The organism is Actinophytocola xinjiangensis, assembly GCF_001921215.1.
Lineage (GTDB): Bacteria > Actinomycetota > Actinomycetes > Mycobacteriales > Pseudonocardiaceae > Actinophytocola > Actinophytocola xinjiangensis.
The window spans coordinates 66164-92826 of the sequence record NZ_MSIF01000008.1; the positions used below are offsets into that span (position 1 = coordinate 66164).

At 69.9% G+C, this 26663-nt stretch carries 18 protein-coding genes; 7 read left to right on the forward strand and 11 right to left on the reverse strand.

Annotated features, from left to right (window positions below; translation table 11 throughout):
- Positions 1-51 precede the first annotated feature (51 nt).
- The 4 genes from BLA60_RS17935 (at position 52) to fusA (ending at position 5797) form a co-directional block, all read left to right on the forward strand.
- Positions 52-948, forward strand: a complete 897-nt coding sequence (locus BLA60_RS17935; protein ID WP_154814426.1) for a hypothetical protein — start codon at positions 52-54, stop codon at positions 946-948.
- A 491-nt stretch (positions 949-1439) separates the two neighbouring features.
- Positions 1440-2264 carry a hypothetical protein gene (locus BLA60_RS17940; protein WP_075134066.1) on the forward strand — a complete coding sequence of 275 codons (825 nt, stop codon included), beginning with the start codon at positions 1440-1442 and terminating at the stop codon, positions 2262-2264.
- A gap of 57 nt (positions 2265-2321) precedes the next feature.
- Positions 2322-3350, forward strand: a complete 1029-nt coding sequence (locus tag BLA60_RS17945) for a family 43 glycosylhydrolase (protein ID WP_245812038.1) — start codon at positions 2322-2324, stop codon at positions 3348-3350.
- 476 nt (positions 3351-3826) lie between these two features.
- Positions 3827-5797, forward strand: a complete 1971-nt coding sequence (fusA, locus tag BLA60_RS17950; RefSeq protein ID WP_084735050.1) for an elongation factor G — start codon at positions 3827-3829, stop codon at positions 5795-5797.
- Between the two features lie 85 nt (positions 5798-5882).
- On the opposite strand, the gene BLA60_RS17955 is transcribed toward fusA, so the two are convergent.
- Both BLA60_RS17955 and BLA60_RS17960 read right to left on the reverse strand, forming a co-directional pair.
- Positions 5883-7832, reverse strand: a complete 1950-nt coding sequence (locus tag BLA60_RS17955) for a hypothetical protein (protein WP_075134068.1) — start codon at positions 7830-7832, stop codon at positions 5883-5885.
- 138 nt (positions 7833-7970) lie between these two features.
- Positions 7971-8876, reverse strand: coding sequence for a hypothetical protein (locus BLA60_RS17960; RefSeq protein WP_154814428.1), 906 nt, complete (start codon positions 8874-8876; stop codon positions 7971-7973).
- Between the two features lie 324 nt (positions 8877-9200).
- On the opposite strand from BLA60_RS17960, the gene BLA60_RS17965 reads away from it, so the two are divergent.
- Positions 9201-9584, forward strand: a complete 384-nt coding sequence (locus BLA60_RS17965) for a hypothetical protein (RefSeq protein ID WP_245812039.1) — start codon at positions 9201-9203, stop codon at positions 9582-9584.
- Between the two features lie 166 nt (positions 9585-9750).
- Here the strand turns inward: BLA60_RS17965 and BLA60_RS17970 are convergent, their stop codons facing one another.
- From BLA60_RS17970 to BLA60_RS17985, 5 genes are all read right to left on the reverse strand, one after another.
- The gene (locus tag BLA60_RS17970) at positions 9751-12609 is read right to left on the reverse strand and encodes a hypothetical protein (RefSeq protein ID WP_154814429.1); all 2859 of its coding nucleotides are present in this window, start codon (positions 12607-12609) and stop codon (positions 9751-9753) included.
- 1 nt (position 12610) lies between these two features.
- Entirely contained in the window at positions 12611-15367 is a 2757-nt protein-coding gene (locus BLA60_RS17975; RefSeq protein WP_084735051.1) for a S8 family serine peptidase, read from the reverse strand.
- A 52-nt stretch (positions 15368-15419) separates the two neighbouring features.
- The gene (locus BLA60_RS43360) at positions 15420-15593 is read right to left on the reverse strand and encodes a hypothetical protein (RefSeq protein WP_154814430.1); all 174 of its coding nucleotides are present in this window, start codon (positions 15591-15593) and stop codon (positions 15420-15422) included.
- Positions 15594-15654: 61 nt separating this feature from the next.
- Positions 15655-18528 carry a helix-turn-helix transcriptional regulator gene (locus tag BLA60_RS17980; protein WP_075134073.1) on the reverse strand — a complete coding sequence of 958 codons (2874 nt, stop codon included), beginning with the start codon at positions 18526-18528 and terminating at the stop codon, positions 15655-15657.
- 92 nt (positions 18529-18620) lie between these two features.
- Positions 18621-19286, reverse strand: coding sequence for a TetR/AcrR family transcriptional regulator (locus tag BLA60_RS17985; protein WP_075134074.1), 666 nt, complete (start codon positions 19284-19286; stop codon positions 18621-18623).
- A gap of 100 nt (positions 19287-19386) precedes the next feature.
- On the opposite strand from BLA60_RS17985, the gene BLA60_RS17990 reads away from it, so the two are divergent.
- The gene (locus BLA60_RS17990; RefSeq protein ID WP_075134075.1) at positions 19387-20331 is read left to right on the forward strand and encodes an SDR family NAD(P)-dependent oxidoreductase; all 945 of its coding nucleotides are present in this window, start codon (positions 19387-19389) and stop codon (positions 20329-20331) included.
- Here BLA60_RS17990 and BLA60_RS17995 read toward each other — a convergent pair.
- Positions 20303-21574 (reverse strand): hypothetical protein, encoded by a 1272-nt coding sequence (locus BLA60_RS17995; RefSeq protein WP_075134076.1) that lies wholly within the window; start codon positions 21572-21574, stop codon positions 20303-20305. The two genes, BLA60_RS17990 and BLA60_RS17995, sit on opposite strands and share 29 nt — an antisense overlap.
- A gap of 175 nt (positions 21575-21749) precedes the next feature.
- On the opposite strand from BLA60_RS17995, the gene BLA60_RS18000 reads away from it, so the two are divergent.
- Positions 21750-22049: a hypothetical protein gene (locus BLA60_RS18000; protein ID WP_075134077.1), complete on the forward strand. Its 300-nt coding sequence runs from the start codon at positions 21750-21752 to the stop codon at positions 22047-22049.
- A 50-nt stretch (positions 22050-22099) separates the two neighbouring features.
- Here the strand turns inward: BLA60_RS18000 and BLA60_RS18005 are convergent, their stop codons facing one another.
- From BLA60_RS18005 to BLA60_RS18015, 3 genes are all read right to left on the reverse strand, one after another.
- A complete protein-coding gene (locus BLA60_RS18005; protein WP_154814431.1) occupies positions 22100-23605 on the reverse strand; it encodes a non-reducing end alpha-L-arabinofuranosidase family hydrolase in 1506 nt (501 codons plus the stop codon).
- Positions 23606-23646: 41 nt separating this feature from the next.
- Positions 23647-25707 carry a family 43 glycosylhydrolase gene (locus BLA60_RS18010; RefSeq protein WP_075134078.1) on the reverse strand — a complete coding sequence of 687 codons (2061 nt, stop codon included), beginning with the start codon at positions 25705-25707 and terminating at the stop codon, positions 23647-23649.
- A 178-nt stretch (positions 25708-25885) separates the two neighbouring features.
- Positions 25886-26617 carry a FadR/GntR family transcriptional regulator gene (locus tag BLA60_RS18015; RefSeq protein ID WP_075134079.1) on the reverse strand — a complete coding sequence of 244 codons (732 nt, stop codon included), beginning with the start codon at positions 26615-26617 and terminating at the stop codon, positions 25886-25888.
- Between the last annotated feature and the right edge of the window lie 46 nt (positions 26618-26663).

The following is a 26663-nucleotide window of genomic DNA, read 5'->3' on the forward strand; positions in this document are numbered from 1 at the left end:
GTCCTGCGGCAGTTCCGCTCACGCCCTGTCCTCGGCTCTGGAGACAACCTGATGATCAAACCAGTTGGCTGTGCCGGGCGGTTCGGCGTTGCCGTCCTGGCGGTGGCGTCCTTCGCGGCACCACTACCAGCGGCAGCGGCGATCACCCCGACCTCCGATCCGTTTGTGGTGATGAACTCGGCATCCATGCAGGCTGGACCGGTACCGCGCGGGGCGCGGCTGAGCATCGTGACCGCCGATCCGCTCACCCTCGAGGTACCTCGGGTCTTCACCCGGTGGACACAGAACACGCCAGCCGGCACGTATGTCGAGGCGACCTGCGGGGCGGACGGCAGCTTGCTGCGGCTGCCGATACTGGCCGTCGACCAAGTGGGAGAAGGCACCCGGATCGACGTGTACTACCCGAACTCGGTCGGATCGGAGCCTTTCGGCACGTGCGCGGACTCCGGTACGAGCGAGTTCAAGGTGCACCCGTACGGCGGCGCCCCGATGACCGTCGAGGTCGAGACGGTCCCCGCGCACCCGGGGATCTTCACTGTCGGTGACGCGCCGGACGGCGACCACCTTGACGACTTCGGCGGCGTCACGACACCGATCGTGTCCTGCAACGAGCGTCTTCCGGCCGAGCCAGCGGTGTGCCCGGTACGCGTGTTCGGTGAGCCAGCTGTCCTGCGGATCACCCTCACCGGCTCGGACGTCCTGGCCTGTGACCCGTGTCCGACCGGCTCGATAGTCTTCGAGCTCGCTCGGGTAACCGAAGGTGTGCCCGGCCCGTTCGTGCAGCAGATTCTGGGGAGTCTCGTCCGGGACGGTAGCGGCATCGAGCGGGCAAAGATCTACATGTACACCGACATGCTCCCCGGTGTCTACCAGTTGCGGGTCCGGAACCTGCTGCGACCGGAATTCCCGCCTGTGCTGCGTGTGGAGTTCGGTCTGCCCGTCGGCTGATCAGCTGAAGCCGGGCCTCGTGTCCTTGGGCACGAGGCCCGACCCGTCTGGCTGACTCGGCACACCATTGCCGAACCAGCGGCCGGCCGAAGCACGCCTGACCGGGAGGGGGCGCCGATCTCTCCTCGGTTCGTCACCAACGCGACGTTCAACCCGAAACAGGCGGTGGCCGGCCGGGAGGACCCGAGCTCGTAGGTGCCCCGGATACCCGTCCACCGGAGTCCGTCCTGCGAAAAGGGCCTGAATGCACGTCTGGTCGAACACGTTCTGCGTGTTGCGGTATCTCTCGCCGACCACAGGGAACTCGCTGGTCCCGATCTCAGCAGTGAAGGCGGCGGAAATCCTGCGACGACGGGCCCGGCGAGGCGATGGCGGCTGGCAATCAGGAGGCGGGTACCAGGGCAGGGGTAGCCACCGGGCCGTCTTGTGTTGCATGATCGCATGAGTTGTCACTCCGCTGGTGCTCCGGGTTACGACGAGAGGCGGTCCTCGTGTCCAACGCACTCAGCAGGCGGTCGGCGCTCCTGCTCGGCGGCGGCGTCGTTCTCGGAACGGCCGGGGCGGTGGTCTCCGCCGGCACGGCGTCCGCGGCGTCGAACTGGGTCGGGCTCACGGTGATCACGGCCAACGTCGGGCGGGGCAACCTGGCCGCGCGGGAGCCGGCGATCCGCGCGGTCCGCGGCTACTCGACCGAGCACCCGAACTACCGGCCGCTGGTGGGCTGGCAGGAGATCAACGAGGGTGACACCGGTGAGCCGGCGATGATCGCGAGGCACTTCGCCGGGGCGTACACCACCACGTTCCTGCGTCACGACCGGTCCTATCGCGTGCCGATCTCGGTCCCGGACCCGTGGCGGGTGGTGTCGTCGACCACGACCCGCGCGCACGGCGGCGTCGCCGACCGGAAGAGCCCGCCGCGGTGGCTCAACGAGGTCGTTCTCCGACACGCCAACCACCCGAACCTCGAGTTCGCCCTGCTCAACACCCACTACATCGCCAACGCCTACAACGGTGACCGGCTCGACCGGCTCAAGCCCTACTGGCACCTGATGAAGGACCTCCACCGGGCCCGCGTGCTCCACCACCACAACCAGGGCCGACTGGTCATCTGGACCGCCGACACCAACAAGGCGAACTACGTCCGGGCCACCGGCCGGGACGCCGAACGGCGGGCCTTCCTGGCCGGGGTGGACCGGATCAACTGGCTGCCGGGCAACGGCACGGTGCGAGCCGAGTTGCTGGAGACCTGGACGATCGACATGCGGGTCGACGGGCACGACGCGCGCGCGGCGCGGTTCCGTCTCCGGGTGGCCTGAACCGACCTGCTGGAGGAAACGGTGTCACTGAGCAGAAGAATCCTGGTGGGAGCGCTCGTGGCCGGAGTCGTCGCGGCGGGCGTGGCTGTCGGGGCGGCCAGTGCGTCCGGCGGCGTCACGGCCACCGCCAACGAGTCGACGTTTCCGCTGGCGGACCCGGACACCCTGCGCGCGGAGGACGGCCGCTACGTCACCTACGGCACGACGGTCGGCGCCGGCAGGGGCAAGCGGTGCGGCGGGGTCGGAAAGCTGTGGGTCCCGGTCCTGACCCACGGCTCGGGCAACACCGTCGGCATGTCCGACTGCGCGTCGGGCGACGCGTTGCCCGGCGGACCTGGCGAGTGGGCGTCGGGGAACATCTGGGCGCCGGGGGTGGTGCGCTTCGGTGACCGGTTCTTCATGTACTACACCGCGTCCCGGAAGGGCAGCGGGCAGAAGTGCCTCGGCAGGGCGATCTCGCGCAGCGCCTACGGCCCGTTCCGGAACGCGGGCGGCTGGGCCTGCCCGCCGGGCGGCCGGTGGGCCATCGACGCGAACCCTTTCGTCGCCGGCGGCAGGATGTACGTGGCCTACCGCGACGACGCGATCACGTCCGGGCCGGAGACCGGGATCTCCGTGGTGCGCACCGACGGCGAGGGCCGGGCGGAGTGGTCGACCCGCCGGGACGCGCTGAAGAGCACCCACCTCACGTGGGACACCAGGCGGGCTGCCGGCACCACCCACGTGATCGAGAACCCGTCGATGTTCAAGGCCGGCGACCACTGGTTCCTCGCCTACTCCGGCAACAACTGGGACAGCGCCCGCTACGCCACCGGCATCGCGAAATGCGGCACGGGGCCGATTCCCGGCACGCGGTGCACGCCGCTGCGTGACGGCGTGGCCAGGCCGTACTTCGGCTTCACCGGCGAGGCCGGGCTCGGCCCGTACCGTGGCCTGCCGGGCAACCACCGCGGCCCGGGCGGCCTGGACGTGTTCACCGCCGCCGACGGCGGCAAACGAGTCGTCTACCACTGGTGGAACGGAACCAGCCGGTTTCCGATGACCGGCGCGTTCGGCCGGGACTCGGGAGGCTTCCGGGTCCGGTGACCGGCACCGGGCCGGTTCCGCGACATTGATGCCCAAGCCGCCCGGCGAAGGCGTCGCCGGCCGGTGCGGCGACAGCTCGTCGCCGGGCGTGGCTGAGCCATCGAGGCGTGGACGCAGCCATCGATCTCGGCGCGAAAGACGTCACCTCGGTGCGGCAGACGTCCAGGTTCCCGACCGACCCGATTCCGAATGGGCGGAGGGAGACCGATGACGTACTCGGAAATTCGCGACCCATTCCGTCCTGGATCCGCTATAGTCCTGTCGATCCGCGACAGTTGAGAGGAGGCGCCGTGTTCTGTCACGCCGTTCTCCTGTCGCGGTACGAGGTGATCCTGATCTCTTCGTCCCTTCGGTGCCCGCTGCGCGGCCGGTACCGGAACCGGTGAAGGCGAGCGCGCCGTGCCCGTACGGGCCGGTGCGCGCGTGGTCACGTGAATCGCGCTGACCCCGGATCACCTTTCGAAAGGCCAGTTCTCGTGCGATCGCTTGACGCTGTCCGCAACCTCGGCATCCTCGCCCACGTCGACGCGGGCAAGACCACCCTCACCGAACGGATCCTCTATGCGACGGGTACGACCCACAAACGCGGCGAGGTCCACGACGGCACGACCGTCACCGACTTCGACTCGCAGGAACGCGACCGCGGCATCACCATCTTCGCCGCGGCCGTGAGCTGTGCGTGGTACGACCACTGGATCAACCTGATCGACACCCCCGGCCACGTCGACTTCTCCGACGAGGTCGAACGGTCCCTGCGGGTGCTCGACGGCGCGGTCGTGGTGTTCGACGCGGTCGCTGGCGTCGAGCCGCAGAGCGAGTCGGTGTGGCGGCAGGCGGACCGGCACGGCGTGCCGCGGATCGCGTTCGTCAACAAGATGGACCGCGCGGGTGCCGACCTCGACGCGGCCGTCGCGTCGATCCGGCAACGGCTGCACCCCACACCGCTGGTGGTCCAGCTGCCTGTCGGCAGCGAGCACGGGTTCACCGGTGTGGTCGACCTGATCAGGATGCGCACGTTGCGGTGGGTCGACGACACCATGGTGGACGGTCCCGTGCCCGCCGAGCTGACCAACGAGGCACGGCGACGACGACACCAGCTCGACGAGGCGGTGGCGGAACGACATCCAGCGGCGCTGGAGGAGTTCTACGCGGACTCGGCGGTGTCCGCCGCGACGTTGACCGCAGCGTTGCGGGACCTGACCCGCAGCGGTGAGGGCGTGGTCGTGCTGTGCGGCTCGGCGTACCGCAACCGCGGGGTCGAACCACTGCTGTCCGCGGTCGTCGACTACCTGCCCGCACCGTCGGACCCCGGCGCGCCGTTCGCCGGTCTCGTGTTCAAGGTGGTCGCGACGGACACCGGGCGGCTGACGTACGCACGAATCTATTCGGGCACGATCCGAAAAGGAGAGTCCGTTGTGAACGCCGGCACCGGACGCAAGGAACGGATCGCGCGCATCCTGCGGGTGCACGCGGACCGGCACACGGAACTGGCGGAGGCCAGCGCGGGTGACATCGTCGCCTTCGTCGGTCCGAAGACCGCCCGTGTCGGCGCCAGCCTCTGCGCACAGTCGGCACCCGTACTCCTCGAACCGCCGACGGTCACCGAACCGGTCGTGTCCGTCGCGGTCGAGACGCGACGGTCCGCCGACACCGAACGACTGGCGGCGGCGCTGGCCCAACTGGTCGACGAGGATCCCTCGCTGACCGTGCGCAACGACACCCAGACCGGACAGACCGTGTTGTCCGGCATGGGAGAACTGCACCTGGAGGTCGCGGTGGAGAAGATCCGGCGCAGCCGTGGTCTGGAGATCAACGTCGGTAGGCCGGAGGTGGCCTACCGGGAGACGGTCGTGTCCGGGGTGTCCGGGCTGGTGTACCGGCACGTCAAGCAGGACGGCGGCGCGGGCCAGTTCGCCCACGTCGTGCTCGACCTGGCGCCCTGCGACGACGACTTCGTGTTCCGGTCGGCCGTCGTCGGCGGCCGGGTGCCGCGGGAGTACATCCGTGCCGTGGAGACGGGGTGCCGCGACGCCCTGTCCGAGGGGCCGCTCGGCGGCCACCCCGTGACCGGACTGCGAGTCACCCTCACCGACGGCGCCACCCATCCGAAGGACTCGTCGGAAATGGCGTTCCGGACCGCGGGCAAACTCGGGCTGCGGGAGGCGCTGCGCGCATCGGTGATCGCGCTGCTCGAACCGGTGTCCGAGATCGCGGTCACCGTTCCCGAGGACGCCATGGGCGGCGTACTCGGCGACCTGGCCGGACGCCGCGGCCGGGTCACGGCCTCGACCACACGCACCGGCACGGTGACGATCACCGCCATCGTGCCGCTGGCCGAGCTGTTCGGTTACGCGGACCGCCTGCGCAGCCGGACCCACGGCCGGGGCACGTTCACCGCCCGGCCCGCCGGGTACGCCCCGGCGCCGACCCGGACCGTGACCGGCTGACCGAAGGGATGGCCCCGCCCGCACGGGCGGGGCCATCCCCGCGTCCGAACGTCAAACCAGGCCGCCGACGGATGTCCTCGCGCGCTCAGTTGGTTTGGGTGTTGCGCAAGTGTTTTCCGATGTAACCGACATAGATCCGGCCGGTCCCACGAATGTCGTTGTGGTAGTGCAGCCTCGGGCTGATCATGCCGCTCTGGGCGATCTTGAAGTGCGCACCCATGAAGATCGTCCCGCTCGGGTCGACCTCGGTCGGCACCGGCAGGGTTCGCAACGAGGCCAGTTTGGAGCTGTTCCGTACCTGCGGACTCTCGTCGTTGGCGTGCCGGGTGGCGGAGAAGGTACGCAGACCGGCGGGGGTGTCACTCAGGTAATTGTGCACGTTGCCGTCGAACGTCCTGTTGAGGACAGCCTGCGCATAGTCCTCGAGCGCGCCGAAGGCGTCCCAGATCTTTCCGGCCCAGCCGCCGGCCTGGTCGTGCTGGTCGAGGTCGAGGAGTTCGTCGACCTCACCGGTGAAGGTGATGTGGTGCCAGGTGTCGAGCTTGCTCGCGAGGTCCTCGCAGTCCTGGGGCCGTTGCTTGAGCGACAGTTCGGTGGCCTCGTCGGGGATCCAGACCTGGGCGGCCTGGTCGGAGTTGACGAGCAGCTTCCGCAGGCGTCGTACCTCGGCCGCGGCACGGGCGTGCTCATCCTCGGCGACGGCGATCTCGAGCTGGCTGTCCTGCAGCCGTCGGCGCAGTTCGCCCCGTTCGGCCTCCAGCATCGTCACGCGCGTTTCGTAGGCATCCAGATGGGAGGCGATCGCTTCCCTGTTGGATGCGATTCGGCGGCCGCGCTCAGCGAACGTGCCCCACTCGATGACACGCTCGACAGTCAGGGGTCCATCACCGAGCACTCGCTCGAGCGCCTGCCACACGGTGGGGGCCCCCTCAGGTAACACCGGGTCCGTGTGGGTTGGCGCACCGGTGGTCACGTCAGGAGGCCCTGACTCGACAAGCGGGTCACCGTCAGGGGTGCGGCCGGACTCGTCGGCCCTGTCCCCCTGATGCTCGTCAACCGCGTCGGGGAGCATGCCACCGGGAAGGGTGACGGTGGTGACCGTCTCGGGCCGAGTGACCGCCAGCTGGAGCCGGTCGGTGGGCACCGCGTCGTCCGTGGTCCCGAGCGAGGCGACGAGATCGGCGTTGATCCGTTCGGCGAAGGCGCGGTCGACCCGGGTCGCGATCGGCGGCAACGGCGTGTCCAGCGCGGCTTCTCGCGCCCGCCGGCCGAGGAAGTAGGCAAGGCGGCTGGTGGAGTCGGCGACTATCCGCTCGTGACTGAGAATCTTGTGCCGGCGTCCGTCCTCGTCGTCATCCGGCTCAACGCCCGACCGGAACGTGCGGAGCGTCCACGGATTGACCGCGTGCACAGGGCCGATCGCGTTGTTGAACTCGGCGGTGGCGGCAGGAGTGAGCACGTAGCCGCCGGCCAGGCCCACGGTGTCCCGCAGCAGTGTCCGCACATGCCTGGTCCAGGCGGGCATCGGCAGTCGCGGGTCCGAGCCCGCGACGAAGATCAGCGTGCGGCGGGCGGGGTCGCAGACAGCTTCGACAAGGTCGCGGACCTCATCGACATCCTGCACGAGTTGTGCCTGGCCCTGTCGGACGCTGCCGGTGGTCGCGTTGAACACGCCCAACAGATCACGGGACAAACGCGGCGGCTTGCCCTGAACGCGATCAGGACCGGTGAGATCAAGCCACAGCCACGGCTTCGTGCGTCCGTTGACAGGAGTGTGCACGGTGAGCCGAGTTGTCCAGGTCCCCGTGTTCCTGCCCTCCCGGATCACCGCCCGCAGGAACCGGTCCCCACTGCCGTAGGCGACCTCCGCGAGCGACCCCGTCGCGGCCGGCCCCAATGACACCTCGCGTCCCACGGTGAGAGCGTCCGCGTCCAGGCGATTCGACCGCACCCATGAGTGCAGTTGCTCGCTGGCACGTTTCTCCACCTCCCCCGGGGGATCATTCACCTCCACGAACAACCGGTAGTGCAGCACCCAGGACCTCCAGCCGGTTGGACACCGACGGTCACGTACCTCCGCCGTGACTGTCTGTTACCAGCTTAACGGGGTACCGACACCCGACCGGAGCGTGGACGCCGCACCGAACGGGGCCGGGCATCGCGGCGGATCCGGTCAGGAGGTGCGTGGCCGGGTCCAGTTGGTGCAGAACGTTCCGGAGCGGTCGGGGGCGCGGTCCTCGGCCGGGACCTGCCCACAGGCTCGGAACCAGCGGGGACGACCGGACTCGTCGGTGACGAGAACGCCGGGTGTGCCGCGTCCCTCGCTCACGGGCTGTGCACCGCACCGGCGGAAGTTGGCCTGCTCGTCACCAGGGTCCTCGAGATAGCTCCAGTCGAGCCAGAGACGGTCGAGGTGTGACGGACCGCGCGCCAGGTAGGCCCACGTGATCCAGTCGCGGTCCGGGTGTTTCTGGACGCGGAGTTCGATGAGTCGGTCCTGGACCGGTGTGCCGTGCGGACCTGTGTCAGCGAGCAGGGCGATGTGGCCAACCCGGTTCGACGGCCCGATGGCCTCCGCGCAGATTCCGTAGGCCAGCGACGGGTCGGGGCCCGGGGACGCACGCCACCACTCACTGGTCACCGCGAGGCCGGCACCGAAGCCGACGGCGGCGCCGACCGTGATGACCATGATCGTGCGGAGTCGGCGGCGGGGCTGCGCGGGGACCGGTGAATCGGCCTCCTGGGTGGCGTCCACCTGGTCGGTACCGACCACGGCCTCCAGGTCCACCGTGTCAGCGGTCGTGGGCGGATTCCGTGTGACGTGTCGGTTTTCCTCCTGGGCGGCGCCGGTGTCGGACCTGTTCCGGGCGGAGGCCAGGGTGGTCCACCAGTCGGCCCAGGTCTCGAGTTGTTCGGGGACGGCGCGTGGCGGGGTGCCATGGTGCAGCAGGCACGCGGCCACGTAGGAACGCACGAACCCCCACCTGGGCAGGCTGTGCGCACGGGCGTCACTGAAGAACTCCGACAGGGTGGCGCGGGCGAGCCGGTCCACGTCGAAGGTGGCAATGACCTGACGCATCTGGGCCTGCGTCGGGTTGCCGCAGTCCGACCGCAGCCGCCGCATCCGCTGCCGGAATTCGGCTGTGTTGGCTGGCTGGTCGTCGCCCATGGTGCTGGCCCCTCTCCGCGTTCGCGCCCGTTCGCCCGCGCGACCCCCATACCCCGTGACCTGCGTTCGGAGGGCGAACGACATGAACATACCGAACTTTCTTCCACCCGAACATGGTGTGTGTTCGGATAACGCGGCGAAGGCGACAGAAAAGGTCCGTGCGATTTTCGAACTGAAAGGTGATATTCTCTGATGGGACTGAGACGATCTGTAGTTGGCGGCCTGATCGCGTCAATGCTCGCGGTGATGGCGATATTCACGGCCCCCGCGGTTGGTCAGGCGAGTGCGAGCACGCCGGCCGCCTATCCGGTCACACCGTACACCCTGAAATATGGCGAGAGCGTCCTCACCGGCTCCATCACGTGGTACAACCGCAGCGTCTACATCTCGGGCTCGGTCAAGGCGCGGTCCACGGGAAAACAGGCTCGGTTCCGTGGCGAGTCCGCCTACTGCTATTCACCACTGGAAACACGAACGGCGTCGGTCAACACGACTCGCCCGTTCGGATTCTCCCTGAACTGCGACTATCCGGGTGGCTACACCTACGTCTACGTGGCCCTGTGGGACGTCAACGGTAACTTCCTGCTCGGCACCACCTGCACCAGACAGGGCTGCTGAACCGCAGCAGGCGTCCGGCACCGGTTACGGCCAAGCACCCGACAACGGCTTCGACCATGGACTCGACACGATCCTCGACGGGATCGAACTCCGCCGCGGTCGACTGTGAACAGGAGCCGTGCCGGTCTGGATGACCAGACCGGCACGGGTTCGTCTCCTCCTGGTGTCAGCGCAGGGCGTAGGCGTGGGTGCGGAGTTGGGTGGTGCTGTTGCCGGCTTCGTCGGTGGCGGTGGTGCGGAGCGTGACGTGGCCGTCGGTGTCGGCGAGGGCCGGCACGGTGAAGATCGCCGATCGGGTGCCGTCCCGGTGTGACCGCATCCTGGCGTCGGCCCAGGTGGTGCCGCCGTCGAAGCTGACCTGGGTGGCCACCTCACGGATCGCCGGGCCGTCGGCGGCCTGGTGGTACGGGGTGACGGTGACCGTGTGCCGGGTTCCCGCGGCGGCGGTGTTCCCGGCGTCGACGGGGGCGGCGTACCGCAGGTAGATCAACGGCTGCGGCGCCCCGCAGTCCCGACCGGAGTAGTCCTCCAGGCACATGGTGCCGGGCGGCAGCTGGTTGCCTGCGACATGTCCCGACGTGAACCGCCACTGGAACCAGTGACCGCCGGGCATCGTGCTCTCCAGCGTGTACCGCTGCTCCTCGGCGGCGAGCTGGTAGACCGGCAGGCGGGGGTCGTCGGTGTTCAGGGGTACCGGCTGGCCGTTGCCGTCGGTGAGCACGGTGTCGGGCAAGTATCCCATCGAGCTCTCGTGGTTGGGCTCGGGATGGTTGATGTAGGTCACCGGCGACAGGGCGTCACCGTTGCGGCAGAAGCTGCAGTAGACCCAGTCGGGCCAGGAACCGAGGTCGTCCGGAACGGCCACCGGTCCGACGGACTGCGACGGGTTGAACCACCTCTCGGTTCGGGTCTCGGGCGTCCGGACGATCTCCATGGACCTCTCCCAGAACTGGGCGACACCCGTGTCGTACCTGGTCCACATTCGGTGCCAGCGCACGTCCGGTGACGTCGACACATACTCGGTCACGGATCGTCCTGGCGTCTGGCTGGGGGCCAGTTCCATCGCCCAGTTGACCGACAGGTTGAAGCCCGGGCTGAAGGCGTGCAGCCCCAGGACGTTCCCCTTCCCGGCCGGGCCGTGCAGGGACGTGTTCCGGGTCGCCAACCGACGCTCGGAGACCGTCTGGTCGATGGACGCCGGAATGCCCCCGCTGAAGTGCTGGCCGAGCTCGTACATGTAGCTCATGCCCGCGCGCCCGGGGCTGTCGACGCGGACCGTGACCTGCCGCTCGGTGAGCTGCTCGCGAAGCTGTCGTACCTCGTCGGGCATGACGGAGATCAGCGGCAGGTCCGAGTCGACCGGTTGTCCGTCCTCCAGGATGGGCATCGACCAGTAGATGTTGCACGCGTCGACCAAGGTTCTGTCGCTACGAGGGTCGACGAGGACGGCAACCGCCCCGGCGGCGCTCGCCCGGTCCATCACCTGCTTCTCCACGCCACACGCGATCTGCTGGTCCGGGTCGAAACCGAGGACCGCGAGCTTGCCGTTGACGTCGACGTCCGCGAAGTCGGCCGGGGTACCGGTTCCGACGTCGACCACCTCGAGGTCGGTGTTGCGGAGACTGAGCTCGGGACGATAGTCCGCCACCCCCAGGACGTGCCGGCGGTTCGGGTAGGCCGCGCGCAGGTTCAGGCCGCGGTCGGTCGTGAGCGTGACGTAGGGCTCGTGCCACTCGCTCGTGAGCTGCATGTTGAACGCCCCGGTGCGCGCCGGCTGCTTCGTGGGCGCGAGGTAGTGACCGGAGCTGCTGTTGTCCTCGTTGGCCGTCGAGATGTTGTAGATGCGCAGGCCGTTCGGAAGGGTCCGCATCGAGTCGATCCCGTAACCCATGGGATCGCTCGGCCGGGGAGTGCGCGGGTCGATCCACATGCCGTCGTCCATGTGGAGGTCGATCACGCGGTCGCTGTTCACCGCCAGCTCGGGCTCGTGGAAGTAGGTGGTGTGGGCCGTCGTGTCGCGATAGTCGAGGAAGTGCCCGTTCAGGTAGTAGACACCGACCGGGACCGCGTAGGTCATGACCACGGTGGCGCACTGGGGCCTGTCCCCGAGACAGGTGATGCTGGGGTTGGTCAGGGTGCCGGCTTTGGGGCCGGTCACCCCGATGAGCGGGGCCGCCGTCCCGGTGAAGAAGACACCGAGTTGTTCACCATGCACCCACCGGCCCGGGTCCGCGCTGGCGTGCAGCCGCACGGTGAGGGTGTAGGTGGGGACGGTGCTGGTCGGCGCGACCGCCAGCGGTGAGCCGTCGAGGGTCAGGCCGGCCAGGCCCTCGGCCAGGTCCCGAGGGGCACCGTCGCGGTTGTGCGCCCACGCCTGGCCTTCCGGGGTGGCCGGGTCGAACGTCCGGGGCGTGGTGACGGCGTCCCAGAAGGACTCGCTCTCGCCGACCGGAACGGACACGGTGGCCCGGCCGGAGGTGGCGGTGCCGGAAACGTAGCTGGAGGCCGGCAACGCCTCGGCCAACCGCTGCGAGTCGGCCGCGGTCGCCACGCCGGCGAAGTGCACGGTGACCGGGGTGCTCGTGACGCCGAACCCGCTGGTGGCGAGGGCGTTGAGGTCGAACAACCGGCGGTCGACCACGCCGGAGTCCACCAACGCGGTCGCCGACGGCGGCACCGCGCTGAGCACCATGGGCCTGCCCGGCGCCTCGATTCCCGTGACCTGAAGATCGGACGCGCCCGCCGGGCCGTCGGCCGAGAGCGGGTCCACGGTCGGGCCGCCGAGCGCGGTCACCGACAGGCGGCCACTCGGGTCGCCGCTCACGGTCATCCGCTCCCCGGTGAGCAGGGTGACCGTGCGGTCGCCCATCAGGACAGCGGCGTTCGGCTCGTCGAGGGTCAGCGCGCCCGAGGGTTGTTCGGCAGCGGCGGCGGTGACGGTGCCGGTCGCGGCGAGGCCGAGGATGGCCGCGGCCACGAGGATCCGGCGACCGGCGCCAGGTCTGGGTGGTGGTGTGTGTCGCATGTCAGGCCTCCGGGTGGAGCTGGAAGTCGTGGATGGTGACCCCGTCACGGGTGACCGTCACGTCGTCGGTCACCGGGGTGTGGCCGTCGCGGGTGGCGGTGACCCGGGTGGACCCCGCCGGCACGAACAGGCGGTAGCGGGCGGTGTCCGGCGAGCTCGCGTCGTCCGGGAACTCCCGGCTGACGACGTGGATCTCGGACCTGTCGGCGACCCCGATCTCCGCGCCCGGCACCGGCTTCCCGGACTCGTCGGTCACCTCACCGACCAGCAGCCCGCCCGCGTGCGGCACGCAGGTACGGGTGCCGACGAACAGGTTGTCGACCGCCCAGTAGCCGCCGCCACGCCCGGTGAAGGTCAGCCGGATCCGCACCCGCTCGGCCTGCGCCAGGGACACCGACTGCGCCCCGTAGACCGATCCGGACCCGCCGGTCCACAGGGGACTCCAGCGGCGGCCGTCCGTCGAGTACTCCACCGCCGCCTGCTGGCGCGCGGCCCCCAGGTACCGGGTGTCGAAGCTCAGCACGGGATCGGTCTGTCCACTGAGGTCCACGGGTTCGGAGGTCAGCGTCGTGGACATCGACCGGGTGTCCTCGGCGGCGGGGTCGGCGATCGCGAACCGGTTGTCCAGCCCCGGCTGGGGTCGGTGCGCGGGGTTGTCGAAGCGCCACGTTCCGCCCTTGCCGGACAGCTGCCAGCCGTCCAGCGCGGTGGCGCCGTCCCAGTGGGTGAACCTGGTTTCCGCGCCGTTCCACCCGTAGCCCGGCGCGGTGCACGTCTCGGGATCGACGATCACCCGCTGGTCGAACCGGGTGTCCGAGCCGTCCGTGCGCAGCAGGCTCGTGCTCGTCGGGTAGCCGTCGTCGACCGGGTCGACGGTGACCTCGTACTCGGTCGCGGGCAGCCGAAGGCTGTAGTCGCCGGTCGCCGGGTCGGTGTACACGGGGTTGTGGGGGTACCCGGGGAACGTCAGCGCCGCGTGCACCGGCCAGCCGTGCCCGGACCCGTCGCTGACCCGGCCGGAGACGGTGACCATCGGCGCCGCGGTGAGCGCGAAGTCCCGCACCGTCGTGGTGTCCTGTGTGATGGTCACGCTCCCCTGGTCGCCGACGAAGCCGTAGGCGGTGACCGTGGCGTTGTACTCACCGATCGGCAGGCCGAGCTGGTAGGTGCCGTCCGCGCCGGTCTCGGCGGTGCGCTGGATGGGCGCCTCGGGGGTTCCGCCCGTCAGCTCGATCCGCGCCCCCGCGATCGGTGCGCCGGACGAGTCGGTCACGGTGCCGGCCGCGGTGCCGATCTTGGTGTTGGTCAGCAGGGCCTGGGCGTCGAGCCGGCCCTCGCCGAAGACGTTGTTGTTCTGCGCGGTGCCACCACACTGCAGGTCCTCGGTGTCCCGGGCGGACAGGTCGAGCAGGTTGCGGGTGAACGGCAGGGCACCGATCAGGCTCGGCGTGGCCGACCACAGCAGGGCGATCGCCCCGGTGACGTGCGGAGCGGCCATCGAAGTGCCGTTGGCGAACGCGTATTCTCCGCTGACGCCCGGCACGGCGGAGCGGATGTTCACCCCGGGTGCCGCGATGTTCGGCTTGATGGCGCCGTTCTCGCCCGCACCACGCGAGGAGAAGCCCGCGATCTGGTTGTTCACGTCGTAGGCGCCGACCGAGTAGCGCTCGGTGAGTGAGCCCGGCGCGCCGGAGGTGATACAGCCGGGGCCGTTGTTGCCGTTGGCCCAGACCGAGAAGATGCCCGAGGCGTCCCACGCGCCGGCGACGTCGTCGTACCAACGGTCGAACGACGGTTGCGTCGAGCCCCACGAGTTGTTGATGATGTGCGGCCGTTGCGACGGATCTGCCTCGGTGCCGTCGATCCGGGTGGGGGCCAGCATCCACTGGCCGGCGGCCAGGAGGTTCTGGACCGTGCAGGGGTCGCAGCCGTTGGCGGCGATCCACTTGGCACCGGGCGCGACCCCGATCTGGTTGCCGGCGCCGTCGTCACCGACCATCGTGCCGGTGGTGTGCGTGCCGTGGCCGTGGTTGTCGCACGGGCCGTACTTGCAGAGGCCGGCGGCGTCGAACCAGTTGTAGTCGTGGGACAACTTGCCGTCGGCGCCGCGGCCGCGGTACTGGTGGCTCAGCGTCGGATGCCTGTCGTCGACGCCGGTGTCGAGGCTCCCGATGACGATGCCGTTGCCGTCGATGCCCGACGCCCAGACGTCGTCGGCGTTGATGTTGGCGATCCCCCACTCCACGCCCTGGGGCGCGGGGCTGGCCGGTGTCTGCTCGACCGGGGCTGGGATGTCGTAGGTCATCGGCGCCACCAGTCGCATGACCTCCGAGCGCGCGGCCAGTGCGGTGGCGACGTCCCGGGTGCCCTCGCGCACCAGCACGGCGTTGGAGATCCAGTAGGACTCGAAGTCGACGCCTCGGGCGCGCAGCATGGACGTCACCCCGGACTGGCTGGTCTCAGCCGTCCGTCTCAGCGCCGTGACGACGGCCTGCCCGCGTTCGTCCCAGTCGGCGATTCGGCCGGCGGCGGCCAGGTCCGCCTTCTCCTGGAAGGAGACCAGGAAGTCCTGCGGCTTACCCGGCGCGTTGGCGAACCTCCGCTCCAGCGTGTCCTCGACCTTCGCCAACGCGGCCACTTCCGGATCCGCTGGTGGTGGTGCGGCGGTGGCCGTCGGTGTCGTGGCGAGGACGCTGCCCAGCACGAGCACGGACGCGACCACCGCCGTCCACAACCGAGATATCGGTGACGCTCTCATGGAGAACTCTCACTTTCGCTCTGAACCGGTGGGTACTGAAGGGGTTTCCGGCTCACACCGGGAACCAGCCGTCACGCCTGCGGTGTTCGGCGGTCCGGTCGTCGGCGCGCGCCGGGTCGGCCGTTCCCGGTGTCGCATCGGGACGGCTGTCGGCGTTGTCGACGGCATCCGGTGACAGGAGCGGCTCGCCGGGCTCCTCGTCCCCCTCGGATGGGTGGTGGACCATGCTCACGAGGCTAGGAACCGGACACCTGGCCCACCATGGGCCACACCGGCCCAAAAAACCGTCAGCCGGTGCCGGCGAGGTGCCGCGCGAGCTGACGGCGTGAGTCGAGCCCGAGCTTGTGCAGCGCGGCGGCCACCTGTTTGCGCACCGTGTGGACCGACACGTACAGCCGTTGGGCGATCTCGTCGTTGGTCAGCCCCTGGGCGGCCAGTTCGGCGACCTCGCGCTCCCGTGGCGACAGCTCTCCGCCGTAGGCGGGCCGGCCGACCCGAGCCGGGCCGGGCACGGTCCATCCCCTGCTCCGCGCCGCCTGGCGCGCCCGGTCCAGGTCCCAGGTGGCACCCAGTTCGCGGAAGGTACGCAGGGCCCGGACCAGCAGCTGTTCGGCACGCGGGTCGGTGTCGGGCAGGACCCGGGCGGTCAGCTCCCACGCCCGCGCCGCCTCGTAGGTCATCGGGATCTCGCCGTAGTGGCCGGCCGCCGCGCCGAGGAGTTCACCGGCCCGCGTGCTCCGAGGGTCGTCGGCCAGGTCGAGCAAGCCACGGGCGTGGCTGACCGACGCCGGCGCCAACGGTGCGTGGATGCGCTCGGCCTCGTCGGCGAACGCGGCCACCGTCCGTCGTGCACGGTCGACGTCGCCACGGGCGAGCAGTAGTGCGGTCACCTCAGGCAGCGCCTGGTACAGACACGGGATGATCGCGTGGTCGGGCACCGCCGCGAGGAACCGGTCCACACCGGGCAGGTCCGCGGTCTCCCCGGTGGCCAGTGCCGCGCGGATGCGGGGGGTGAGCGCCAGGACCAGCGCGTCGTGCAGGCTGCCCTGGCCCGCGATCGCCAGTACCCGGTCGAGTTCCTCGACGGTCTCGGCGGTGGGGCCCTTCACGGCGAGGGTCAGTGCCGCCGAGCACGCGTCCTCGGTGAGCCGGAGGCTGGCGGTGGTGCTCAGGGACGGCCGCACGTCGCCGTTCTCCCGTACCAGGTCGGCCCAGTGTCCCCGGAGGAAGTCGATCTGCTGCCGGAACGTGGCGGTCCGTCTGCTGCGCACCGACGGTGCGATGACCGGGTCGTCGACGGCGTCGCACAGGTCCAGCAGCCGAGTGGCGAAGGCGAGGTCGCCGCTGGTCGCCGCGATCTCGATCAGGCTCATGTGCCCGATGAACATGTTGCGGTCCGTCGGCGGCACGTAGGCGCGCCGGGTGTCCAACCGGTGCGGGTCCGTGCGACCGGTGAACAGGCGCACCTCGTCGACCATCATGCGCAGCTGCCGACGCCGGTCGTCGTCGAGGTCCGCGGCCCGGCACCGCGCCTCGAGGTCGGCGGTGGCGTCCTCGACCTCCGCGGTCGACCGGCCGGGCAGCCACCGGGTGAGCACGATGGCCTCGGTCGCGAGCCTCGCCCAGTCCGACACGCCCTCGGCGGTCACCAACGCGTGCAGGTCGGTCCTCAGGGTGGCGTCGCAGAGCTGGAAGTGCACCGCCTGGCTCAGGTTGACGGCGACCCGCACCCGGTTGTCGGCGCTCAGGCAACCGTCCTCCCGCGCCACTTCCGACTCGAACACCCCCAGCAGTCCGACCCCGCGCGTCGATTCGATCGACGCCCTGGCCGCCATCACCAACGCGCGGGCGCGTTGTGCCGCCGGTACCGACGGCTCCAGCAGCAGCGGTTCGAGCGCGGCGATCGTCGACTCGTCGTCACCCGCGCCGAAGGCCTGCTTCGCCGCCGCCTCCGCGGTGTCCGGCCAGGTCGCGTCCCGCGCCTCCCGCTCGTGGTGAGCGATCTGCGACAGCGGGCACGGCGTCACCGATCTCAGGGCGGCGGCGGCCCGCCGGTGAAGGATCTCCCGACGCACGGTGGAGAGCACACCGTAGACGGCTTCGGCGGCCAGCACGTGCGACACCTCGTAGACGCCCTCGTGCTCGACCAGCAGGCCGGACTCCTCCGCGGCCAGCAGGCCCCGGGTCAGTCGCGCGCCCCGGAGCCGGGCGACGGCGGCCAGGGTGGCGCGGTCGGCCGGCCGTTGCAGTACCGCTCCCGCCTCGACGAGCGCCCGGGCGTCCTGGGCCAGCCGGGAGACCCGCTCAAGTACCGGATCACGCAGGCCGGCCGGGACCTCCAGCTCGTCGAGACCGCGGCGCATCATCTCGCCGTCGTGCATGGCGACGGTGCCCCGCTCGACGAGCAGGCGGACCAGTTCCCGGATCGCCAGCGGCAGGCCGGAGGCGCGCTGCCACAGGTGCTCGGCGAACTCCGGGCTCACCCGCTCGATGCCGAGGATCGCGGCGGCGAGCTGGCCGGTGTCCGCGACGTCCCAGCGGGACAGGGTGATCCGGGAGACGGGCACCGACTCGCCGGCGCGGGCGGCCAGGGCCGGCACGGCGGGATCGACCTCGCTGTCGCGGAAGGTCACCACCACCGACAGCCCGGGAACGGGGTCGCTGACGAGGAAGTCGAGCAGTTCCAGGGTCTGCTCGTCGATCCAGTGCGCGTCCTCGATCACGAGCACGACCGGGCCCGCCGCGCGCAGGGCGGCCTCGATGCCCCGGAACATGAGGTGGGGCAGCACTCTCGGGTCCTGGGCGCCGGCGGGCAGCGGCGGCAGGCAGGCCGCGAGCTCCGGCACGAGCAGCCGCAGCGCGCCCGCCGACGCGGGAAGGTCGCGCAGCGCGCCCTCGGGCAGGGCCCGCAGGACGTGCACGATGGGGCCGAGCGGGAACGGGTCCCGCAGCCGGTAGCACCGGCCGACCAGCGAGGGGCACACCGCCCGCAGCTCGGCCACCAGGCGCGACTTGCCGGCTCCCGCCTCGCCGGACACCAGGACGACCGACGGTTCGCTGACGGCGGCGACCAGTGACGCGAGGGTCCCGTGACGGTCGACGAATGGGGGACGCTCGGCCTGCGTCGGTGCGTCGCGGTGCGGCTCGGTTCGTCGGCCCACTCGAACGCCTCCTCGCGTCCGCGCCCGACGCGCCGACGACCCAACTCCCTGCCACTACAACAAACGCAGGTCAGGGGTGTCAAGAAGCCCGCTCAGGCGCGTGGCAGGACGCCCAGCAGCGACGAGCGCAGGGAGATCCGCAGGGCGTCGTGAAGATCCAGCTGGAGCTCGCCGAGCGCGGGCTCCTGTGCGTAGGCGGCGAGGAGGCTGGGCGGAGGTGGGACGTAGGCGGACAGGGCGCCGGCCGAGACCAGGCTCATCAGGCAGAACAGCTGCGCGCCGTCGCCGAGTTCCGGCACGTGACGGCGCACGAGGTCGGTCATGGTCGCGAGTTTCGCGAGGGAGGACCGTTTGTGCCGCTTGACCACCTCGACGGAGACGTTGTGTTCGAGGACGCCACCCTGCGCGCCGAACAGGTCGCACAGCACCGTCCGGTCCGACAGCGACCGGCTGAGGATGTCGGCGAGCTGGCCGGCCCGCGCCTCCGGCGTCGCGGTCGCCTCGATGCCGGCCGCCAGCTCGCGGTCCAGTTCGGCGAGCCAGCTCTCCAGGAAGACGTCCAGCAGTTCGAGCAGTACCGCCTCGCGCGACTCGAAGTAGCGCAGGACGTTCGACTTGGCCAGGCCGACCCGCCGGCTGAGCTCGTTGAGGCTCACCTCGGCCACGGGCATCTCGCCGAGCATCGCCGCCGCCGTGTCCAGGATGGCCCGGCGGCGGATCTCCCGCTGCTCCTCGCTTCGCGCCCGCTGAAACGTCACGGCCTCAGCCTAGCTTACAGACCGCCGGTCCCTTGACAGAAGACCGCCGGTCTCTTACTGTCGTCCCTATAAGAGACCGATGGTTCTTTAGGAGGGTGTCGTGAGCGGGAACTGGACCGAACAGCACATCCCCGACCAGCGCGGCCGGGTGGCGATCGTGACCGGCGCCAACACCGGGCTGGGCTTCGAGACCGCGCGGATGCTCGCCGCACACGGAGCGACCGTGGTCCTGGCCGTGCGCGACGTCGAGAAGGGCAGGCGGGCAGCCGCCCGCATGACCGGTGACGTCACCGTCCAGGCCCTCGACCTGACCTCGCTGGCCTCGATCCGGTCCGCGGCGGCCGACCTGCGTGCCGCCCACCCGCGCCTCGACCTCCTGATCAACAACGCCGGCGTGATGTACACCCCGAAACGGGCCACCGCCGACGGCTTCGAACTGCAGTTCGGCACCAACCACCTCGGCCACTTCGCCCTCACCGGCCTGCTGCTCGACCGGCTCCTGCCCGTCTCCGGCTCCCGCGTCGTGACGGTCAGCAGCACCGGCCACCGCCTCCGGGCCGCCATCCACTTCGACGACCTCCAGTGGGAGCGCTCCTACAGCCGCGTCGGCGCCTACGGCCAGTCCAAGCTCGCCAACCTGATGTTCACCTACGAACTCCAGCGCCGGCTCGCCCGGCACGGCACCACGATCGCGGTGGCCGCGCACCCCGGCGTGTCCAACACCGAACTCGTCCGCAACGCGCCCGCCCCGGTCCGCCTGCCCGTCACCTGGCTCGCGCCGCTGCTCACCCAGAAGCCCGCGATGGGCGCCCTGCCCACCCTGCGCGCCGCCACCGACCCGACCGTCACCGGCGGCCAGTACTACGGCCCCGGCGGACTCGGCGAGACCCGCGGCCACCCGACGATCGTCTCCTCCAGCCGCGACTCCCACGACCAGGCCACCCAGCGACGCCTGTGGACCGTCTCCGAGCAACTCACCGGGGTGACGTTCCCCGCGCCGGTGACGACACCGTCGGCTATTTCAGGGCGGGAACGGGAAGGGTGAGACGCTCCGAGATCCTGAACCTGTCCGACGCGTCCGTGATGGACCGTCCGATGAGTTCCTTGGCCTCGCCGGGACGACTGGCCAGGAACTGCTCGTACTTCGGCAACATGTCGCCCTGGATCCAGGACCACCGGTCGTCGAACACCGCGACGTTGCCCCCTCGGGAGCCGTCGAGAAGGCCGGCGCCACCGGGAATCGGTGACTGGGTGGTCGCACTGATGACCTGGGTGAAGATCTGGCCCGTGGAATCCTTCACGATCTCGTCGTAGAACGGCTGGAGAACCTGTTTCTGTTCGCGCAGCAGCAACAGCCTGTTGCCCTCCGCGACCGTCGCCGGCTCGGACGAGTCGATCATCCGCCACACGTCGACCAGTTCCCGAGGCAGGTCACCGTTGTTCGCGAGCCGCTCGATGCCGCCGACGCCCTCCCGGCGGTACGCCTCGTGCTGGAAGGCCAGATCGAGGAAGACCGCCTGGTGCATCTCCAGGAACTTGTTCTCGAAATGGGCGATCTGCTGGTCGGTGAGCTGGGCGAACGCCTCGGCGACCCGCCTGGTGATCGGCCAGCTCTCCGGGACGGCCGTGGACGTGTCGCGCAGCAGGTCGCGCACCATTCGCATGTCCTCGAAACCCGCGTAGACGACGGTGCCGGCCAGCTTCGCCATGCCCGCCCAGTGCAACTGGGGCCTGTCGGCGAACAGACCGGCATAGTACTCGTAACCGGCGCGGACGAACGGCTCGTTGTGGGTGAAACCCCTGCGGGGATCCCAGTCCTCCCAGCGTTTGCCGGCCAGTTCGGGAACGGTGCGCGAGATCAGGCCGAACACCTCCCGCGCCCTGGCCTCCCGCCTGGCCGGGTCGAGCGGGGCCAGCAGGCCTGGGGGGACGTCGACCGTGACGTGCGGCCACGACGGTGGCGCCGGCTCGGTCGTGGCGAGTTGGGCGGACCGGGTCAGGACGGGCTCACCCACACCGTCCACGCCGCCGGCACTGGCCCGGCGCTGTTCGTCGATGTCCTGGCCCAGGCGACGAACGATCTCGTCCACCGCGCCGGCGGAGTTGCCCAGGCGCACGCGCAGGGCGTTCACGTCCTCGCGCAGCTCGTCTCCGGCCGGACCGTGCACCTGCCACGCGCGGACCAGTCCGGTCGTGTACTCGGCGGCGTCGCGAGCGGTCCGCCGCGCGTCGACGAACCTGGACCGCAACACCGTCAGGTCCTCGATCGCGGCGCCCTGAAAAGACATTTCTCTGCCACCCTTGTGGTTCGCGACGTTCGTGATTCCAGCGAGGAGATTAGGGCCGTGCCGGCCGAGCGTCCACGCCGTCAGGAGCGGAAGGTTCCGGCATGATCTCGCTGGTCACAAGGCACGAAACGAAAGATCGTGACCTAGTCTGTCGAGAACCGAAAGGAGATCCGGTATGGCCGAGTGGCGGGGTATCGAAAGCCGGGACGGCGAGGACCTGGTGAAGTCCGTCGTTTCCGACGCGAACACGCTCACCGACTACGGCGACGGGCTCACCCTCATCATTCGCCACATCGACACGGCGATCGGAACAATGGTGTGGCACGGCGCCGATCGGATCGCGTTCGAGAACGACTGGACGGCCCGGGTGAAACCCGAACTCGACCAGATGGTGACGCTGCTGCGCGACAGCGCCCATCGGCTGACCTCACTGGCCGTCGCCCAGGCCAGGGTCAGCGGGGTGGCCCACGGCTGAGTCCGGCGCCCCGACCCGGGTGGCGGGTGGGGCGCCGGACGAGTGGGCCGTCAGCGTTGCAGGGTCAACACGCCCGGCCGGTAGGGCAGCAGACCGTAGTCGCCGCCGGAGTTGGGGCTGCGGCCCTGGTAGAGGAGCTGGAGGTTGCAGGGGTCGATGGTCTTGGTCTGGTCGGCGTTGGAGCGGATCAGGTCGCCGTGGCTGATGTCGTTGGTCCAGGTCGCGCCGCTGTTGGCCTTGCCGGCGAACGGGTTGGACTCGGTGGCGGCCTGCGGGGCCCACGTTCCGTTGAGGCTGGAGGAGGTGAAGGAGCGGAAGTACCGGCCGTTGCTGCCGATCGCCTCGACGATCATCAGGTACTGGTTCTGGTCCTTGACCTTGTAGACCTCGACCGCCTCGAACAGGTTGTTCGTCGAGTCGGTCATGATCGTGGTGTAGGACGACCCGAAGCTGGCGGGGAAGTTGCCCAGCGGCATGGTCTGACGGTAGATCCTGCCGTTGTCACCGGCGAAGAACAGGTACATGTTCGTGCCGTCGCCGATGAGCGTCTGGTCGATCGGCCCGGTGCCGGAGCCGGAGATGCTCGCGGTGGACAGTGTCTGCGGGGCCGACCAGCCGTTCGGGTTGGTCGGGTCGCTCGAGGTCCGGTAGCTGAACGCCGGCCCACCCCACTGGTAGGCGAGCACCCAGACGTTCTTCGGCGCGAAGTACAACAACGTGGGCGCGACCGTGCCGGAGTTCATCGCGTTCTGGCTGGCCGACGCCATGTCCGACCAGTTCGAGAAGGTGCTGAAGTTCATCGAACCCCAGCTCGTGCCCGTGTCGTGCGTCGTCCCGTAGACCAGATGCCGGCCGTTGTAGGGCACGTAGGTGAAGTCCTTGAGCGACACCCACCCCTGCCTCGGGTTCGCGAGCACCCCCGACGACGACCACCGGTAGGTCGACGGCAGCGAGCACGTGCCAGGGTCGCCGCCGCCGAGGCGGACGAGCTGCCACTGCTGGTTGGACCCGTTCCAGTCGCTGTACTGGACGACGGCCGCCCCGTCCGAGGTCGACGCGCCCTGGACCTCCACCACCTTGCCGCTGTTGCGGTTGACCAGCCGGACGTAACCGCCGTCGGAGTCGGCGAGGCGGAACTGCTGGTTGGCCCCGTTGAGGTCCGGCCACTGCTGGAGCCGCGCGCCGTCGGCGGTCGACCAGTTGGTGACGTCGAGGACCTTGCCGGAGTTCTTGGACTTCAACCGGTAGTAGCCGCCGCCGGAGTCGACGAACTGCCACTGCTGGTTCGCGCCGTCGTGGCGCGCCCACTGGTGGATCACCGCGCCGTCCGCGCTGGACGTGTTGGACACGTCCAGCGCCTTGCCGCTGTTACGGTTGACCAGCACGTACCAGGCGCTCGTGTCGACGGTCGCCGCCGACGCCGCGCCGGGGTTGAGCGCGACCGCGGAACCGGCCGCGAGGACGGTCGTGAGCAGGGTGGTCAGCAGGCGTGCCCCACGCCGTCGCCGGACGCGCCCCGCCCGGGGCGACGCGGGGGCCTGGCCCATCGAGTTCATGCTGGTTCTCCTTACGGTGTCGGGGCCACGCGAGGGAGATGTCACGGCGTGGTGAGGTCGAAGCGGCGTACGGTCACCGCGCCGCCGAGCGCCTGCGTGGCGTGGTTGAAGATCCCGTAGCGGTAGCCCATGAAGAACTGCCACGTGTTGTTCAGCGTCAACGCGTTGCCCAGTGGGGTGAACGTGGTCCCGTCGGTGCTGTAGGAGAAGTGGGCCTGCCGGCCGGAGCCGGGCCGGATGTCGGCGTTGACCCGCAGCCAGATCCTGCTGCCGTTGATCGCCGCGCTCGCCACCTCGGTGCCGGTGCTCGTGGTGTTCCAGCTGCCGTCCATGGCCAGACCGTTGGTCATCACCACCCGGCTGGTGCCGTTGTCCCGCTTGACACCGATCCAGGCCGAGGACTGCCGGAGCATCGCCAGCCCGGCCCGGTCGCCGTCGCGCATCGCGCCGTGGTCCAGTTCGATGGTCGCCGTGGAGGTGGGGCCCTGGATGCGGTGGGTGAGGGTGTTGCGGGCCGCGTACAGGTCACCGGTGACGGTGGCCGTCCGCAGGGTCAGGCCGTTGTTCACCGTGTACCGGCTGGTGTCGGGGTCGTGGTTCCACTCCCACTGCGGGCGCAGGGCGGTGCCGGTGAAGGTGTCCGTGCCGATGAGCGGTGTCACCGGCCGGGTCGGCAGCGGCGACGGGTAGTTCACGCCCCACCGGCCGTTGACGGTCTGCAGCACCGGCCAGCCGTCGGAGGTCCAGGTGATCGGCGCCAGCGCGGGCACCCGACCCCCGGGGTAGGCGTCGACGAACGCCATGTAGTACCAGGAACCGTTGGGCAGTTGCACGAGGCTGCCCTGGTGCGGCACTCCCCCGCCGCTGATCGGGCCGGGCAGGTCGAGCAGGACCTGGCGCACGGTGTACGGGCCGAACGGGCCGTTGTCCGACTTGAGGACGTACTGCCCGTTGGCTGGGCGGGTCAGCCAGATGTAGTAGCTGCCGCCCCGTTTGTAGAACCGGGCGCCTTCGAGCGTGCCGATGTTCTGCGGGGTCTGGAAGACCTGTTGCGCGCGGACCTGGCTACGGCCGTCCGCCGACAGCTGCGCGACGCTGATGGTGGTGTTGCCGTAGGCGACGTACATGGTGTCGTCGTCGTCGATCAACATGCCGGCGTCGTAGTAGCAGTTGTCGATCTGGGCATGGCGGTTCCACGGTCCCTCCACACTGGACGCGGTGTAGACGAACGTGTCGTTGAACTCGATGCAGCCCGCCCAGTAGTAGGTCCGGTTGCTCGGCCGGTAGGCCAGGGTGGACGCCCAGATGCCCTTGACGTACGCGCGCTGGCCGCCGGTCAGGTCGTACTTCGTGCCGAAGTCCAGCGACGGCACGGAGTGCCCGGCGAACTCCCAGTTGACCAGGTCGTAGGACCGCAGGATCGGCGCGCCCGGCGAGTAGTGCATGGTGGAGGCGGTCAGGTAGTAGACCTCGCCGACCCGGATGACCTCGACGTCGGCGAAGTCCTGCCACACCACGGGGTTGGTGAACTGGTCGGCGGGCTGCCCGCCACCGTCGACCTGGACCAGGCGCCACTGCTGGTTCGCGCCGCCCCAGTCGGTGTACTGGACGACGTTGGCGCCGTCGGCGGTGGCGGCGTTCTGGACCTCGACGGCCTTGCCGCTGTTGCGGTTGAGCAGCCGGACGTGGCCGCTGTCGGAGTCGGCGAGGCGGAACTGCTGGTTGGTCCCGTTCCCGTCGGCCCACTGCACGATCGCGGCGCCGTCGGCGGTGGAGAAGTTGTGGACGTCGAGGACCTTGCCGGAGTGGCGGGACCTCAGCCGGTAGTAGCCGCCGCCGGAGTCGACGAACTGCCACTGCTGGTTCGCGCCGTCGTTGCGGGCCCACTGGGTGATCCGCGCACCGTCGTTCGTGGCGAGGTCGTAGACGTCCAGTGCCTTGCCGCTGTTGCGGTTCACCAGGACGTACCACGCGCTGGTGTCCACGGTGGCCGCCGCGCTCGGCGTGGGGTTGACGACCATCGCGGCGGCGCTCAGCAGTGCGACCACCAGCAGGGTCGCCAGGGCGGTCGGGCGGCCGGGCCCGCGTCTCGTGAAGATCATGTAGAGCGCTCCCACGTTCGGATGACGAGAGGGTGTTAGCGCAAACACAAGCGAGGGGTACATGCCCGAGCACATCCAGAGGCTCAGGACATCAACTCATCGTTGACATGAAAGCACCGAGCACACAGCCGGGTCAACAGTTGGAGAAAAGGATGTTAACGCTAACTCGATGCGCCTCTCAGCCGAAGAGTCGACGCTGGATCTCGCGGCGGTAGTCCTCAAGGGTGTTGTCCAGGTGCCGGGCGGCGGCCGCCCCCGCCTCGTCCGGTTTCCCGTCGCGGATCGCGCGGTGGATGGCGGCGTGTTCCTCGACCGCCTCCGCCGCGTGCCCACCGAGAGAGCCACGCAGGCCGATGGTGCTGGACTGGCGCTGGAGTCGGCGCGCCTCGCGCACCGCCACGACCAGGAACTGGTTGTGCGACGCGACGGCGACGGCGAGGTGGAAGTCGTCATCGCCGCGCTCGAACATCGCCGCCTCCCCGGTCTCGTGGCCCTCCTTGCAGACCTCGACCGCCGCCTCGATCGCGCGCAGCTCGGCCGGGGTCGCGTTGGTGGCGGCGAGCCTGCTGGCGGCGACCTCCTGGACGCGGCGGAACTCGAACAGCATGTACACGTGGTCAAGGTCGGTCGGCAGGAAGAACCCTCCCCAGCGCGCGGAACCCAGCATTCCTTCGTCGTCGGCGACATGCAGGCCACGGCCCCGGTGGGCCCGGACCCGGCCGATCGCCGAGAGGATCTTCACCGCCTCGCGGACCATGCCACGGCTGGTTTCCAGCCGTGTGGCCAGGTCCTTCTCGGTCGGCATCCGGTCCCCCGGCGCCAGTTCCAGGTCGGCGATGAGCTGGAGAATCCGCTCCGCGACGACCTCGTAGCCTGGCCGGTACGACGAGTGCGACTCGACCTCCCCCATGCGAGCGGATGCTACCGAACGCATGATCATCACCGATGAGTCGTAC